The sequence below is a fragment of the Streptomyces sp. NPDC028711 genome (assembly GCF_055565415.1).
Window position 1 is genome coordinate 721,391 of record NZ_JBVHUJ010000003.1, and the last position, 14,634, is coordinate 736,024.

Below are 14,634 nucleotides of genomic sequence, written 5' to 3' on the forward strand. Positions count from 1 at the left end.
GGAGGGCCCGTGCCCTGGACCCGTACGACCGCACCGCGGGCCTCGGCCCCGGTGCGGCTCTTCTGCTTTCCGCACGCCGGCGGCTCCCCGGTGTTCTTCCGGGGGTGGGGTGCCGCGCTCGCCGACGCCGAGGTGTACACCGTCTGCTATCCGGGGCGCGCCGAGCGTCTCGACGAGGAGCCGTCCCGTGACCTGTGCGCGATGGCGCGCCTGATCGCCGGGGAGATCGCCGGGGCGGACGACGGGCGGCGGGTCGTCCTCTTCGGGCACAGCATGGGCGCGCTCGTGGCGTACGAGACGGCGGCCGTCCTCGAGGAGCGCGGTGCGCCGGTCTCCGGGCTCGTCGTCTCGGGCGCGCGGGCCCCGCACCTGCCGCGCTCCGACGCGCCCGTGGGCCCGGAGGGCGCCCTGCGGACCCTGGTCGAACTGGGCGGGACCCCGCCCGAGTTGCTCGCCGACCCGGACTTCCGCGCGCTGATCCTGCCGGCGCTCACCGCCGACTTCGCCATGCTCGGCGGCTACGCGCAGCCGGCCCGGCCGCCGCTGTCCTGTCCCGTCACCGCGCTCGTCGGGGACGCCGATCCCCGGGTGACCCCCGCGCAGGCGGGCGCCTGGAAGGAGGCGAGCCGGGGAGCCTTCCGGCTGCGGACGGTGCCCGGCGACCACTTCTACCTGGCCGCCGAGCCCCCGTTCGACGCGCTCAGGGACGGCTGCCGGGCCTGAGCGTCGCCGGACGCTCGCGGTACATCTCGGCGAGCAGGAAGGCCAGGTCGAGGGACTGGTCGTGGTTGAGCCGGGGATCGCAGGCGGTCTCGTAGCGCCGGTCCAGGTCCTCGGCGCGGACGGCGTTGCCGCCGCCCACGCACTCGGTGACGTCGTCGCCGGTGAGTTCCACATGGACGCCGCCGGGGTGGGTGCCCAGGGCGTGGTGGACCTCGACGAAGCCGCGTACCTCGTCGAGGATGGCGTCGAACCGGCGCGTCTTGTGCCCGCTCGGCGCCGTGAACGTGTTGCCGTGCATCGGGTCGCTGACCCAGCAGACCTGGGCCCCCTCCGCGGTCACCTTCTCCACCAGAGTGGGCAGCACGTCACGGACGCGGTCGGCGCCTGCCCGGACCACCAGGGTCAGCCGGCCCGGTTCGCGCGCGGGGTCGAGGCGGTCGATGAGACCGAGGACGTCGTCGGGCGAGGCGGTGGGGCCGAGCTTGACCGCGATGGGGTTGGCGAGGCCGGCGAAGTACTCGACGTGCGCGCCGTCCAGGTCCCTGGTCCGCTCGCCGATCCACAGCAGGTGCCCGCTGGTGGCGTACGAGCGGCCGGTCTCGGCCTCGACGCGGGTGAGGGCGTGTTCGTAGTCGAGGAGCAGCCCCTCGTGGCCGACGAAGAACTCGGCGCTCGTCAGCTCCCCGAGGCCGACCCCGCAGGCCTCCATGAAGGCGAGGGTGCGGTCGATCTCGTCGGCGATCCGCTCGTAGCGCCGGCCCGCCGCCGAGCCCGCCACGAATCCCTGGTTCCAGTCGTGCACCTGGCGCAGGTCGGCGAAGCCACCGGTGGTGAGCGCCCTGACCAGGTTGAGCGTGGTCGCGGACGCCTCGTACATCCGCCGCATGCGCCACGGGTCGGGCGTACGGTCCCGCTCGGTGAACGCGGCGCCGTTGACCGCGTCGCCCCGGTAGGACGGGAGCGCGAGTCCGTCACGGAGCTCGACAGGACTGGAGCGGGGCTTGGCGTACTGCCCCGCCATCCGGCCCACCTTCACCACCGGCAGGGCGGTGGCGTGGGTGAGGACGACGGCCATCTGGAGCAGGGTCCTGAGCTTGCCGCGCACCCCCTGGGCGGTCGCCTCGCCGAAGGTCTCCGCGCAGTCGCCGCCCTGGAGGAGGACGGCCTCGCCCCGGGCCACCGCCGCCATCCGCTCGCGCAGCCGGTCGCACTCGGCGGCGAGGACCAGCGGCGGCGCCTGGGTCAGCCACCGCGTCACCGCGCGCACCTCACGGCCGTCCGGCCAGTCCGGCTGCTGGGCGGCGGCGCGCGTCCGCCAGGACCCGCCGGATTCTCTGGATTCCCTGGATTCCCTGGATTCTGTGGAGTCGCTGTCCATGGTCCGAGCTCCTTCCCGTGCACCGATTCGGAAACCTCGAAAAGAACAGTCCATTACGGCGCCCGGGGTCAAGGAATTCGGAAGTGGTCCGTATCGGCGGGACGCGATTGGTCTGGCACGCCGGGGGGATCACACGGTTCTCTTTCATCGTCGGGATGGATCGACCGCCGCCCGGGACGATTTCGAGAATTCGACGGGAGTTCACCATGACGAAGATGACGGAGAGTGAATCCATCGCGGTACGGGTCGTGGCGGACGAACTGCCGTGGCACGACCCGCTCGACCTGTACACCGGTCTGCGCGAGGCGCTCGGCGGCTCGGAGATCTTCCTCTTCGAGGACCTGAGCGGCGAAGGCCCCCGGCAGCGGCGGTCGGCCGCCGTCGGGGTGGGCCGGCTCGCGGAGATACGCGGCTTCGCCGGCCACGTGGAGATCGACGGGGCGACGGAGGTGGTACGCGCGCTCGTGGCGGCCGCCGAGGCGGCGGGCCTCGCCCCGGAGGCGCACCCGGAGTCGGGTGCGGAGGCCGGTGGGGGTGCGGAGGCCGGTGCGGGTGCGGCGGCCGGTGCCGTGGCGTACCCGGACAACGGTGTGCGCCGGCTGCGGCTGACCCGGGCCGGGCAGCTGTGGGACCTGGCGGCCCGTGCCCAGCGGCTCTTCGCCGTGGACACCGAACTCCCCGCCGACGACTACGCCTTCGGCTTCCTGACGTCGTTCGCGTACGAGTCCGCCTGGCACATGGAGGAGCTGCCGCCCCGCACCAAGGAGACGGACGGCCCCGACGTGACCCTGACGCTGTTCCGGGACACCGTCCGCTACGGGCAGGACGGGGCGCGTCTGCTCGGCGCCGAGAGCGCGGCCTTCCCCCCGCGCCCCCCGCACCTGGACATCGCCCTGGAGGTCTGGGCCGCGGCCCAGCGCCCCGACAGCGGCCCTCGGTCGACCGTGCCGGCGGCCCCGGTGCCCCGGGAGGTCCGCGACAGCGTCAGCCGTTCGACGTTCCTCGACTGGGCCGGACGCTGCCTGGAGCACATCGGGGTCGGTGACATCTACCAGATCCAGATCGGCCACCGCATCGACGTGACGACCGCCCTGGGCCCCGTCGACGTCTACCGCCGGCTGCGCGGCCGCAACCCCTCGCCGCACATGTACCTCCTGCCGCGCGCCGGAAGCACGTTGATCGGCGCGAGCCCCGAGCTGTTCCTGCGGATCGAGGACGGCAGGATCGTGATGCGCCCCATCGCCGGCACGGCCCCGCGCTGCCCCGACGACCACGAGGAGAACCAGCGGCGGGTGAAGGAGCTGCGCGAGAGCGAGAAGGAACAGGCCGAGCACATCATGCTGGTCGACCTGTGCCGCAACGACATCGGGCGGGTCTGCCGGCCGAGCGTCCAGCCCGTCGACCGGCTGATGGCGGTGGAGACCTTCTCGCACGTCTTCCATTTGGTGTCCTCCGTCTCGGGCGAGCTGGAGCCCGGGGTGGACCCGTGGCAGGCCGTACGGGCGACGTTCCCGGCCGGCACCATGACCGGCGCCCCCAAGCTCCGCGCGATGGAGATCATCGACGGTCTCGAACAGGAGCGGCGCGGCGCCTACGCCGGGGCCGTGGGCCTGGTCGACGTGCGCGGCTGGAGCGAACTCGCCCTGTGCATCCGCACGATCGAGTACGACGGCGCCGTGTACTCCACGCAGAGCTCGGCCGGTCTCGTGGCGCAGTCCGACCCCGAGGCGGAGTGGCGCGAGACCCTGGCCAAGATGGGCGCCGCCTACTGGGCGCTCACCGGGACCGAGCTCTCGGAGTGACCCGCCGGCCGCCGCTCCCCCGCCCGCTCCCCCACTCGTTCCCGCCCCCGACGCCGCCCTGGAGACGACCGGTATGAAGGTCCTGCTGATCGACGCCTACGACAGCTTCGTCCACATCATCGACCAGTACCTGCGCACCCTCGGGGCGGACACCGAGGTCGTACGGTCCCGCACCCGCACCCCCGACGAGCTGGCCGCCGCCCGCCCCGACGCGGTGGTCCTCGGCCCCGGCCCCGGCCACCCCCGGGACTCCGGGCACGTCGAGCTCGTCCACCGCTTCGCCGGCCGGGTGCCGCTGCTCGGCGTGTGCCTCGGCCACCAGGCCATCGCCCTCGCGTACGGCGGCCGGGTGGAGGTCGCCGACCAGATCATGCACGGCCGGATCAGCACGGTCCGGCACGACGGCGCGGGCATCTACCAGGGGCTCGGCCACACCCTCGAGGCCACGCGGTACCACTCGCTGGTCGTGGCGGAACCGCTGCCCGAGGAGCTGACCGTCACCGCGGTCGCCGCCGACCACGGCTATGTGATGGGGCTCAGGCACCGCTCCCTGGCCGTGGAGGGCGTGCAGTTCCACCCGGAGAGCATCATGACGACGGCCGGCCTCACGCTCCTGGAGAACTTCCTCTCCACGAGCGGCTCCCCCGTGTCCGGGCAGGACGCCGGGCTCACGGACAGCTCCCCCGCGTCCCGGCAGGACGCCGGACTCACGGACGGCTCCCCCGCGTCCCGGCAGGACGCCGGACTCACCGGCGCACGGCCACGCTGATCTCCCGGACGGCCTCGGCCACGCCCGAGCGCGGCAGGTGGCTGTGCCCGACCACGAGCGCGGGCGCGCCCCGGAGCGGCCGGGCGTGGTAGGCCGCCGCGCCGCGCACGAGGACCGACCGGCCGAGGGCTGCGGTGACGTACGCGGCTTCGTCGGCGTACCGGGGCAGCCGTACGTACGCGTGGTGCCCCGCGGCCCGGCCGGTGGCCTCAAGGCCCGGCAGGTGGCGGCGCACCGCCTCGTCGAGCGCCTCACGGCGGCCCCGGCAGTGGGCGTTGAGCCGGCGCAGGTGCCGGTCGAACATGCCGCTGCGCAGCAGCTCCCCGAAGGCCAGCTGCGTCAGCGTCTCGGTGCCCAGGTCGTGGCGGGCCCGTCCGCGCAGCAGCGGCTCCACGAGCTCGCCGGGGACGGCGAGCCAGCCCAGCCTGAGGCCGGGCGCGAGCGTCTTGCTGGCGGTCCCGGCGTAGAGCACCCGGTCGGGGGCGAGGCGCTGGAGCGCGAGCGGGCGGGGAGTGCGCTCGTACCAGAGGCCGCCGTCGTAGTCGTCCTCGATCACCCAGCCGCCGACCGCCCCGGCCCACCGGACCAGGGCCTCGCGCCGCCGCTCGCTCAGGGTCACGCCGGTGGGGAACTGGTGGGCGGGCGTCACGAGGACGGCCCGGGCGCCGCTCGCGGCCAGGGCATCGACGTCGAGGCCCTCCTCGTCGACGGGGATCGGCACGGGGGTCAGCCCGCTCTCCCGCAGGAACCTGCGCTGCCCCGGGTGGCCGGGGTCCTCGATGGCCAGCCGGTCCACGCCGTGCCACGGCAGGACGGAGCAGAGCAGCCCGAGGGCGTGTCCGAAGCCGGCCACCACCATGATCGTGTCGGCGTCGGCACGGACCCCGCGCGACCTGCCCAGATAGTGGGCGAGCTCGGTCCGCAGGGCGGGTTCGCCGGCCGGCGGCGGATAGTCGTGGTCGGCGGGCGTGGCCGCGTCGAGGACGCGCTGGTAGCAGGAGAGCCACTCACGTCTCGGGAAGGCGGGCAGATTGCGGCCGCCCGCCCGCAGGTCCCAGCGGGTCGCGGGGCCCCGGCCGGCGTCGAGGAGTGCCGGTACGACGGCCTCCTCGCCGACGTGCGGGCCCACCCGGGTGCCGGCGCCCCGCGTCGCCTCCAGATACCCCTCGGCGACGAGCTGCCCGTACGCCTCGACCACCACGCTCCGTGACACGTCGAGGTCGTCGGCGAGGGCGCGGCTGGAGGGCAGCCGGGTGCCGGGATGGAGAACTCCCTCCGATATCTCCTTCTTGATGAATCGCTGGATCTGTGCCGTCAGGGAAACCTCGGAATCCCTCGCGATGTCGACGGACATGTGCAGTGCCACAGCACTTCCCTCCCTCTGGCGGGTTTCCGGGAATTGGACCGTACGGCCCGGCGGACAGTGGTCTGGAACGGCGGTCGGACGGTCAGCAGAATGACGTACGACACGTATTCGGATGTCGGGCTGAGGAGAATTCCATGAGCGCCGAACCGCTGACGCACAGCTGGCCGGATCTGCTGGACGCCCTGCTGAACGGCCGGAGTCTTACCGCGCGGGACACGGAATGGGCGATGGACGACGTCATGTCGGGCCGCGCCGGGCCCGTACGGCTCGCCGGCCTCATGGTGGCGCTGCGGGCCAAGGGCGAGACCGTCGAGGAGATCGAGGGGCTGGTACGGGCCCTGTACCGGCACGCGGTGCGCCTGGAGGTCCCGGGGCCCACCCTGGACATCGTGGGCACGGGCGGTGACGGCTCGAACAGCGTCAACATCTCGACGATGTCGGCGATCGTGGCCGCCGGCGCCGGCGCCCGTGTCGTCAAGCACGGCAACAGGTCGGCGTCCTCGGCCTGCGGCTCGGCGGACGTCCTGGAGGAGCTGGGCGTCGCGCTGCGCCTCGAACCGGCCGAGATCGCGGAGGTCGCCGAGGACGTCGGCATCACCTTCTGCTTCGCGCCGGAGTTCCACCCGGCGCTGCGGCACGCGGCCGGGCCGCGCCGGGAGCTCGGCATCCGCACGGTCTTCAACGCGCTCGGCCCGCTGGTGAATCCGGCCGCGCCGACCGCCTGCGCCGTGGGCGTCGCCGATCCCCGGCTGGCCCCGCTGCTCGCCGGGGTGCTGGCCCGGCGGGGGGTGTCGGCGCTGGTGTTCCGGGGCGACGACGGCATGGACGAACTGACGGTCACCACGACCTCCACGGTCTGGTCGGTGCACGGCGGCGAGGTGCGCGAGGAGCGTTTCGACCCGCGGGGCGTCGGCATCCCCCGGGCGGACGCGGCCGCGCTGCGCGGCGGCGACCGGACGCACAACGCGCGGGTGGCCCGCGAGGTCCTCGCCGGTGCGCGCGGGCCCGTGCGAGACGCGGTACTGCTGTCGGCGGCCGCGGGACTGGCCGCCCTCGAACCGTCCCCACGCCCCTTCACCGAACGCCTGTCCCCGGCCCTGCTCCGCGCGGCCGACTCCATCGACTCGGGCGCGGCGACGGCCGTCCTCGACCGCTGGCGCACGATCACCGCGAAGCGGGCGACGGGAGGCTGAACCCCGGTCAGGGCCGGGCCCCGAGGGCCCGGCCCTGACCGTCCGTCCGTCCGAGGTGGTCGCGAGTGCGGCGGTTCGGCCGGGACGGCGGACGCGGGCAGCGCACCACCGGCCGCCATCGGCGCCGTTGGTGCGCTGCCCGTACGGCCCGCCGTCATCAAGGCCCGTACCGCTTCACGTGGGGCGCCGCCGCCGAGGCACCGCCGGGAGCTTCACCGGACGCTCCGTCGGACGCTCCGTCGGACGCGCCCGGCCACGGCCGGCCGTCCGCCGTGGCCCGGGCTCACCCGCAGCCCCCGGCATGACCGTCGTCCGTGGACCGGGCGCCGAGTCCGACGGCGGCGGCCACCGGTTCCGGCAGGCGTGGGGCCGGGACCTTCCGGTCCCGGAGGTGGCCGAGGAAGTCGGGGAGCCGGTCGAGGCCCCAGAACCGGCTGTACCCGTGGACGAAATAGGGCACGCCGAACACACCGTCCGCGTCGATGTCGAGCAGCAGCCGCACGCCCTCGCGCCGCAGCTCCGGGTCGGCGGCGGCGCCCGCCGCCGCGTCGCCGTCCACGCCGACGCCGTCGGCGATCTCGGCCACGACGGCCGGGTCGCAGATGTCGCGGCCCTCCTCCCAGCGTGCCCGGTAGGCCGCCGCGACGTACTCGCGGCCGCGTCCCTCGCGCAGCGCGACGAGGTACGCCAGGTGCGGGACCTCCCACACCGGCGCCTTGTCGACCGGCCATGTCACCCGCAGGCCCCGGGCCTTGGCCAGGCGCCCGACGTCCTGGAGGACGTACAGGTGCTTGGCGCGGGACATGGGCGTGTACGGGAAGGAGCCGCCGGCCTCTTCGAGCATCCGCTCGCTGACCGGGTCCGGCTCGAAGAACGGCCGCCACTCGAGGGCGGCGGCGACGTCGGGGTGTTCGTCGACCAGCGTGCGGTGGGCGAGCCACGAGTAGGGGCTGCGCAGCGAGAAGTAGAACCGCGGGGTCCTGTCGGCCGCCATGTCAGATCACCAGGCCGCCGTCGACCCCGAAGACCTGCCCGGTGATGTACGAGGCGCGGTCCGACGCCAGGAAGGACACCAGGTCGGCGACCTCCTCGGGGCGGCCGAAGCGGCCGAGCGGGACGCGGGCGGCCAGCCGCTCGCCCGCGTCCTCGCCGAGCGCCGAGGTCATGTCGGTCTCGATGAAGCCGGGGGCCACGCTGTTGACGCGGATGCCGCGGGGCGCCACCTCCTTGGCCAGGGCCTTGGAGAAGCCGATGATGCCGGCCTTCGACGCCGAGTAGTTGGTCTGGGTGGCGTTGCCGTACACCCCGGCCACCGAGGACATGGTGATGACGGACCCGGTCCGGCGCTTGAGCATGGCGAAGACGGCGGCGCGGCAGATGTGGTAGGTGCCGTCGAGGTTGACGCGCAGCACCTCCTGCCAGGACTGGCCGTTCATCAGGATGAGCGGGTTGTCGCGGACGATGCCGGCCGAGGAGACGACGACGTGGACGGGGCCGAGCTCGCGCTCGGTCTCGCGGACGAAGTCCTCGGCGTCGAACTGCTCGGCCACGTCGACCTGCCGGGCGAGCACGGTCGCGCCCGCGGCCTCGGCCTCCTTGGCCACGGCCCGCGCCTCCTCCTCGCGTGAGCGGTAGCAGAAGGCGATGTCGTATCCGTCGGCTGCGAGGCGCTGGACGACGCTGCGGCCGATGCCCCGGGAGCCTCCCGTGACCAGGGCGACGCGGTTGTCTGCGGACATCATGACCTCTCGTCGGTTGTCTTCGCGGTGGTGCCGGCCGCCGGGCCCAGGGTCCCGGCCGGCCGCAGGGCGAGCGTCAGCTGCCCCACCTCAAGGACCGGCCTGTCCCCCACGACGGTGGTGCCGGTGGTGAGGACGGTGTCGCCGAGGTCCCGCACGACGCGGACCTCGTGGACGAGGAGCGCGCCGGGCTCCACGGGAGCCAGGGCGCGCACGTCGCGCACCCCGGCGAGGAGGGCGACGTTCCCCTCCAGGACGTCCGGGTTCGGCCGCTCCCAGCAGGCGAGCAGGACGGCGGCCTGGGCCCAGGACTCCAGGAGCAGCCCGAGGGCGAGGGACGCGTCGGCGTCCCCGCCGGGCTGGTCGGGCCCGGGGTGGAAGCCGGGCCCCGCGGCGGCCGTCCGGTGGGCGACGAGCCGCCGGCCTGGCTCGACGTCCACCACCCGGTCGACCAGCAGCGCCGGGGGGCGGTGCGGGATGACGGAGGTGACGCGGGCGGACGCCGTCATGGGCTCACCGGCCGACGTGGACGCGGAGCCCTCCGTCGCGGTCGTCGTGGGGTGTTCCTGGGGCGTCTTCACGGGGTCTCCTGCGGATCGTGGGGCTCCCGTGGGTAGTGGAGCGTGATCTCGGCGGCCGGGCGGGCGTCCGCGCTGACGGCGGCGACGGCGCGGACCCCGTCGGCGGTCCGCTCGATCCGCGCCTCGACGACCATCTCCTCGCCGGGCCGCACCGGGCTGAGGAACCGCGCCTTGCGGACGACGACCGGATGGTCGCGCGGCGCCCCGGCGGAGGCGGCCAGCTCGTACACGTACTGGACGAGGCTGAAGCCGGGCACCAGCGGGAAGCCGGGGTAGTGGCCCGCGAGGAACGGGTCGTCGGCGGGCACGGCGAACGAGCTCCGTACGGTGGACTCGGCCGGCCCGGTCCCCTCGGGACCTTCGACCGCCCGCGGGCGGTCCTCCACCAGGCCGAGGGCCTCTTCGAGCGTCATGGTCGTCTCCTCATCCGCTCAGCAGCGCGCAGCCGACCGTGCCGTCCCGGTCGATGCCGGTGACGAGCGCGAGCTGCCCGGCCGGCAGTCCGCCCCCGGCCGCGAGGGCGAGGACGGCCGCGGTCTGGAAGCCGGTCGCGGCGGCCGAGGTGTCGCCGAGCAGCGGCCGGCAGCGGATCCACTCGGGCTCCCGCCCGGCCGGCAGGGCCTCCCGTACGGCGTCCTCCTCGCCCTCGGTGCCGAGCGGCACCACGAAGCGGACGTCGGCCGGATCGGCACCGGCCTCGTCGAGCAGGGCGCGTACGCACCGGGTGAGGGCGTCGCCGGCCTCGTCGGGCCGGTGGTAGGCGCGGAAGCGGGTGCCCCGGAGCCGGGCGAGCGGGGTGCGGCCCGCGTCCCGCGCGGCCTCGGCGGATTCGAGGAGCCAGGCGGCGCCGCCCTCGCCGAGCGGGGTGCGGGCGCCGCTGTCGGCGGCGTGCCACTCCAGCCAGGCCCGCTGTTCCGAGTACTCCTCGGCGACCCCGCACAGCACGCGCTCGCAGTGTCCGCCCCGGTGGAGCCGCCCCGCGTAGCCGAGGACGAGCAGACCGGTCAGCCAGCCGCCCGCGACGGTGGTGTTGGGGCCCTTGATGCCGTGCCAGATGGCGCTCTGGCCGGCCGCCCTGTTCATCACCGTGTTGGGGAAGCGGGCCGGGTCGACGAGATAGGGCCGGTCGCCGGTGAGGGAGTCGCGGGTGAAGTCCATGATGCTCTGGACGCTGCCGGACCCGGTGCCGAGCACGAGGGCGACGCTCTCGGGGCGCTCGACGAGGGCGGGTCCGCACGCGTCGAGGAGTCGGCCGAAGGTGGAGACGGCGAGTGCGGTGACCCGGTCCATCGTGCGGGTCCCCTTCTTGCCGAGGGCGCCCGCCGCGGTGAAGTCCGGTACGAGCGCGCCCTGCCGGTAGGGCCCGGGGAAGGCCTCGGGGTCGAGGTCGGCCAGCGCGCTCGCCGCCGTCCGTATCCCCTCGGCGTACGCGGCGGCCTCCATGCCGTACGGGGAGACCGACGACCAGGCGGTGAAGACGAGTTCGTCCGTCGGCTCGGTGCGGGCGGTGGGCCCGGACGGCCGGCTCGCGACGTCCGCCGCGGTCATGCCGTCCCCCGGCCGACCGCCTTGCCCGCCTTGCCGTTGAGCGCGTTGATCAGGCGGTCGTCGAAGTCGACGAGGCTCCAGTCGGCGCGGTTCTCGATGACGGCCCAGCCGTGGGTGATGCGGCCGGTGGTGGTGGGGACGAGGACGCCGTCGCGGAGCACGTAGGTGTCCATGCGGGCGGTGTACGTGTAGCGCTTGAAGACGTTCTCGACGGTGAAGACGGTGTAGAGCGTCTCCTCCATGCGGGCCTCGTCGAGGACGGTGATCCGCGAGTGCGGGACGACCGGGATCCAGTCCTGCTCGTCGAGCAGCGTCTTGATGGAGACCCCGCGGTCCTCCAGGAAGAGGTCGACGACCTCCTCCATCTGCCGCAGGTAGCCGGACATCTGCACGCGCTCGGTGAAGTGGCAGTAGAAGTACGGCATCCGCCAGGCCCAGCCGAAGGCGTTGCGACCCTCGGTCAGCAGCTCCAGCGGGTCGGCGCCCTCCGGCACCGGGACGGCCTCGGCGCCGGCGCCGAGCCGGTCGACGACGTACGCGGCGAGCTCGGCCGGCGCCTCCTCGGCCGCGTGCCCCCGGGGGTCGAAGCGGAGCTGGACGGCGACCTTGGAGACGACGGCCTTCACGGGCTCGCCGTCGCGCTCGGTCGTCATCTCGACGGTGAGGCGCAGCCCGTCGCCCTTGCCGGGGGCGGGCCGCACGACGGCGGTGGCGACGCTGTCGATGTGGAAGGCGGTGAGGATCTTGGTGTCGAGGTCGGTGATGTCGACACCGAGGCCGTACCGCTCGTACAGCTCGCCGGCGGGGAAGCCGCGCTGCCGCAGGTGGTCGTAGACGGCCTCCTCGACCATGTAGTTGACGTGCTTGAAGCCGATCCAGGTGCAGATGTTGGACCCCTCGTAGCGGGGCCGGATCTCCAGGCGGGTGCTGCCGTCCGTGGTGGCGGGCGTGCTGCTGCTCATGTCATCTCCAGTCGGGGAACGGGGGCTGCGGCGGCGTGCCGCGCCGGACGGGGTCCTACGGCGAGGAAGTCGTGCACGAGACGGGTGACGAGGTCCGGGTCCTCCACCATGGGGAAGTGCCGGCAGTCGTCGAGGAGTTCGAAGCGGGCGCCGGGCACGGCCGCGGCGAGGGCTCGGCCGTCCGCTGCCCGCGCCGCGATGTCCTTCTCGCCGGACAGCACGAGCAGGGGGGAGCGGACGGCGGCCAGATCGAGGAAGGGCGTGCGCAGATACGACTCGAAGAACCGCATCCAGCCGTATGGGCCGATCTGGTCGCGCAGCCGCAGTGCCATCCAGTCGCGGTGCGTCTTGGCGAACCGCTGGGTCTCGCCGACCTCCAGCGCCTCCTCGAAGACGCGGTGGAAGTCGTTGAGGTAGTACGAGATCACCGACCAGTCGAAGTCCCGGGGACTGGAGCGGTAGAAGGGGCTGATGAGGACGGTCGGCCGGGGTGCGACGAGACCTGCGGCCCCGGCCTCGGTGAGCAGGTTGGCCGCGTACGAGTGGGCCACGACCGCGTCGTAGGGCTCCTGGAGCAGTTCGACGAGGCACTGGGCGGGCTGGGGCAGGGAGCCCCAGCCCTCGCTGTCGGCCATGGCCCGCCAGGGCAGTTCGGCGTCCCACAGTTCGAGGCGTCCGTCGGCGCGGGCCGCGAACGGGTCCCAGACCGAGGGGCGGCCGCCGAGACCGTGCAGCAGGAGCACCCGCAGCGGGGCGTCGTGCGTGGCGGCCCGTCGCAGCCGCGGGGTCACGGCTGTCATGCGGCCGTTTCCGGTTCGTACGGGCCCGCCGTCTCCGGGGCGGACCGGTCGGCGGTGCCGGGGGCGGACCCGTCGGCGGCGTTCGGTTCGTACCGGGCGAGGATCACCACGGCGTTGTTGCCGGCGAAGGCGAGTGCGTTGTTCTGCACGACGCGCACGTCGGCGGGGCGTGCCTCGTTGGGCACCGGGTCGAGGCCGCACTCGGGGTCCGTCCGCCGGTGGTTGATGGTCGGCGGGATGAACCCCTCGGTGATGGCGAGGGCGCAGGCGGCCGAGGCGAGGGCGCTGGCGGCGCCCATGGTGTGGCCGAGCATCGCCTTGATGGACACCGTGGGCGGGGGGTCGGCGAACACCTGGCGGATGGCTCCCGCCTCGGTGACGTCGTTGGCCTTCGTCCCGGTGCCGTGCGCCGAGATGAAGTCGATGTCCTCGGGCTTGACCCCGGCGTTGCGGTGGGCCAGCTCGATGCAGGCGGCGAGGCTGTCCCGGTCCGGGGCGACCGGGTGGTGGGCGTCGCAGTTCAGACCGTAGCCGAGGATCTCGGCGTAGATCCGGGCACCGCGGGCGAGGGCCGATTCCAGGCTCTCGAGGAACAGGATGCCGGCCCCCTCCCCGGTGAGGATGCCCTGCCGGTCGGCGTCGAACGGCTGGCACACCTCGGGTGCGATGGTGCCGAGCCGGTAGAAGCCGGTGAAGGTCTTGCGGCAGACGGCGTCGGCCCCGCCGGACAGGGCCACGTCGACCTCGCCCGACCGGATCGCGTCGAAGCCCGACCCGATGGCGTAGTTGCCGGCGGCGCAGGCGGTGGGGATGGTGACCGCCTCCACGTCACGCAGCTCCAGCTCGCGGACGATGCTGCTGGACAGCATCCCCGCGGCGGACCGGCGTGCCACCACCGGATCCAGGTGCTCGGGTCCGGTGGCGAGCTGGCTCTCCATCAGACCGTCGAGATCGTGCGACTCCCCGTCGGTGGTGCCGACGGAGACCAGCACCCGGCGGGCGCGCAGCTCCTCAAGGCCCATTCCGGCGTCGGACACGGCCATTCTGGCCGCGGCCACCGAGAACTGGCCGGCCCGGCCCAGCTCCCCGGGATCGACGCGCTCGATCCACTCGGAAGGGTCGAAGCCCTCGATCTCACAGCCGTTGGCGTACGCGTATCCGGTCGTGTCGAAGGCCGTGATCGGCTTGACCCCGCTGCGTCCGGTGCGCAGCCCGGTCAGGAACTCGGTGGCCGAGGTGCCGATGCTGGTCACCGTCCCCAGGCCGGTGACGACGACCCGGTGCGGTCGGCGCTCACTGCTCATCGCTGTCCCTGTCCCCTCTGTCGGCTCTGTCGGGATCCGTGCGGGGCGGTTACGCGGTCAGGTTCTCCTGGACGACGGCGACGACGCCGTCGAGGTTCACCATCCGGGTGAGCTCGGTCTGGTCGATCTCGATCTGGAACGTGCGCTCCAGGGAGGAGAGGATCTCAATCGCGCCGAGCGAGTCGGCGTTGTGGTCCTCCTTGAAGAGGCTCGTGTCCGTGACCTCGGCCGGCTCGATCTCGAGGATCTCGCAGACGATCTCCTTGATCTGGGCCCGCTGTTCGGTCGTGATCGCGATCGTGCTGGTCATTTTCGCCTCCAAGTGTTGACGCGGCTGATGGTGAGGAGTTTTCTCGGCAGCGCTGACACGGAACTGACGAGCAACTGACTCCGGCCGGGCGGGCGGTCCGGCACCGCCGTGGGCTGCGTTGTTCGGCGTCGGCTGAAACACCTGGCCGTGCGCGGCGGA

At 73.6% G+C, this 14,634-nt stretch carries 15 protein-coding genes; 4 read left to right on the forward strand and 11 right to left on the reverse strand.

Going from position 1 to position 14,634, the window contains the following annotated elements; translation table 11 throughout:
- The first annotated feature begins 9 nt into the window (after positions 1 to 9).
- Positions 10 to 723 carry a thioesterase II family protein gene (locus ACZ4VK_RS14225; RefSeq protein ID WP_468351940.1) on the forward strand — a complete coding sequence of 238 codons (714 nt, stop codon included), beginning with the start codon at positions 10 to 12 and terminating at the stop codon, positions 721 to 723.
- Here the strand turns inward: ACZ4VK_RS14225 and ACZ4VK_RS14230 are convergent.
- Positions 701 to 2,101, reverse strand: coding sequence for a class II 3-deoxy-7-phosphoheptulonate synthase (locus ACZ4VK_RS14230; protein WP_468351942.1), 1,401 nt, complete (start codon positions 2,099 to 2,101; stop codon positions 701 to 703). The two genes, ACZ4VK_RS14225 and ACZ4VK_RS14230, sit on opposite strands and share 23 nt — an antisense overlap.
- Positions 2,102 to 2,307: 206 nt before the next feature.
- Here ACZ4VK_RS14230 and ACZ4VK_RS14235 point away from each other — a divergent pair, with 206 nt between their 5' ends.
- Together ACZ4VK_RS14235 and ACZ4VK_RS14240 are read left to right on the forward strand one after the other, a co-directional pair.
- A complete protein-coding gene (locus ACZ4VK_RS14235; RefSeq protein WP_468351944.1) occupies positions 2,308 to 3,903 on the forward strand; it encodes an anthranilate synthase component I family protein in 1,596 nt (531 codons plus the stop codon).
- 73 nt (positions 3,904 to 3,976) lie between these two features.
- Positions 3,977 to 4,672, forward strand: a complete 696-nt coding sequence (locus tag ACZ4VK_RS14240) for an anthranilate synthase component II (protein WP_468351946.1) — start codon at positions 3,977 to 3,979, stop codon at positions 4,670 to 4,672.
- On the opposite strand, the gene pdxR is transcribed toward ACZ4VK_RS14240, so the two are convergent.
- Positions 4,650 to 6,038 (reverse strand): MocR-like pyridoxine biosynthesis transcription factor PdxR, encoded by a 1,389-nt coding sequence (gene pdxR / locus ACZ4VK_RS14245; protein WP_468351948.1) that lies wholly within the window; start codon positions 6,036 to 6,038, stop codon positions 4,650 to 4,652. The two genes, ACZ4VK_RS14240 and pdxR, sit on opposite strands and share 23 nt — an antisense overlap.
- 134 nt (positions 6,039 to 6,172) lie before the next feature.
- Here pdxR and trpD point away from each other — a divergent pair, with 134 nt between their 5' ends.
- Positions 6,173 to 7,231, forward strand: a complete 1,059-nt coding sequence (gene trpD / locus ACZ4VK_RS14250; protein WP_468351950.1) for an anthranilate phosphoribosyltransferase — start codon at positions 6,173 to 6,175, stop codon at positions 7,229 to 7,231.
- A gap of 283 nt (positions 7,232 to 7,514) precedes the next feature.
- Here trpD and ACZ4VK_RS14255 read toward each other — a convergent pair whose 3' ends face one another.
- The 9 genes from ACZ4VK_RS14255 to ACZ4VK_RS14295 are packed head-to-tail and all read right to left on the reverse strand — an operon-like array spanning position 7,515 to position 14,475.
- A complete protein-coding gene (locus ACZ4VK_RS14255) occupies positions 7,515 to 8,225 on the reverse strand; it encodes a DsbA family protein (protein WP_468351952.1) in 711 nt (236 codons plus the stop codon).
- Position 8,226: 1 nt separating this feature from the next.
- On the reverse strand, positions 8,227 to 8,973 hold the full coding sequence (gene fabG, locus ACZ4VK_RS14260; protein WP_468351954.1) for a 3-oxoacyl-[acyl-carrier-protein] reductase: 747 nt from the start codon (positions 8,971 to 8,973) through the stop codon (positions 8,227 to 8,229).
- Positions 8,970 to 9,551, reverse strand: a complete 582-nt coding sequence (locus tag ACZ4VK_RS14265; RefSeq protein ID WP_468351956.1) for a 3-hydroxyacyl-ACP dehydratase FabZ family protein — start codon at positions 9,549 to 9,551, stop codon at positions 8,970 to 8,972. Before ACZ4VK_RS14265 ends, fabG begins: the two co-directional genes overlap by 4 nt.
- Positions 9,548 to 9,964, reverse strand: coding sequence for an ApeI family dehydratase (locus ACZ4VK_RS14270; RefSeq protein WP_468351958.1), 417 nt, complete (start codon positions 9,962 to 9,964; stop codon positions 9,548 to 9,550). Before ACZ4VK_RS14270 ends, ACZ4VK_RS14265 begins: the two co-directional genes overlap by 4 nt.
- Positions 9,965 to 9,974: 10 nt before the next feature.
- Positions 9,975 to 11,099, reverse strand: coding sequence for a beta-ketoacyl synthase N-terminal-like domain-containing protein (locus ACZ4VK_RS14275; RefSeq protein WP_468351960.1), 1,125 nt, complete (start codon positions 11,097 to 11,099; stop codon positions 9,975 to 9,977).
- The gene (locus tag ACZ4VK_RS14280; protein ID WP_468351962.1) at positions 11,096 to 12,061 is read right to left on the reverse strand and encodes an acyl-CoA thioesterase family protein; all 966 of its coding nucleotides are present in this window, start codon (positions 12,059 to 12,061) and stop codon (positions 11,096 to 11,098) included. The genes ACZ4VK_RS14275 and ACZ4VK_RS14280 overlap by 4 nt, the downstream gene beginning before the upstream one ends.
- Positions 12,058 to 12,861 (reverse strand): alpha/beta fold hydrolase, encoded by an 804-nt coding sequence (locus ACZ4VK_RS14285; protein ID WP_468351964.1) that lies wholly within the window; start codon positions 12,859 to 12,861, stop codon positions 12,058 to 12,060. The genes ACZ4VK_RS14280 and ACZ4VK_RS14285 overlap by 4 nt, the downstream gene beginning before the upstream one ends.
- Positions 12,858 to 14,165, reverse strand: a complete 1,308-nt coding sequence (locus ACZ4VK_RS14290) for a beta-ketoacyl-[acyl-carrier-protein] synthase family protein (RefSeq protein WP_468351966.1) — start codon at positions 14,163 to 14,165, stop codon at positions 12,858 to 12,860. Before ACZ4VK_RS14290 ends, ACZ4VK_RS14285 begins: the two co-directional genes overlap by 4 nt.
- Before the next feature lie 49 nt (positions 14,166 to 14,214).
- Positions 14,215 to 14,475: an acyl carrier protein gene (locus ACZ4VK_RS14295; RefSeq protein WP_468351968.1), complete on the reverse strand. Its 261-nt coding sequence runs from the start codon at positions 14,473 to 14,475 to the stop codon at positions 14,215 to 14,217.
- Positions 14,476 to 14,634 lie beyond the last annotated feature (159 nt).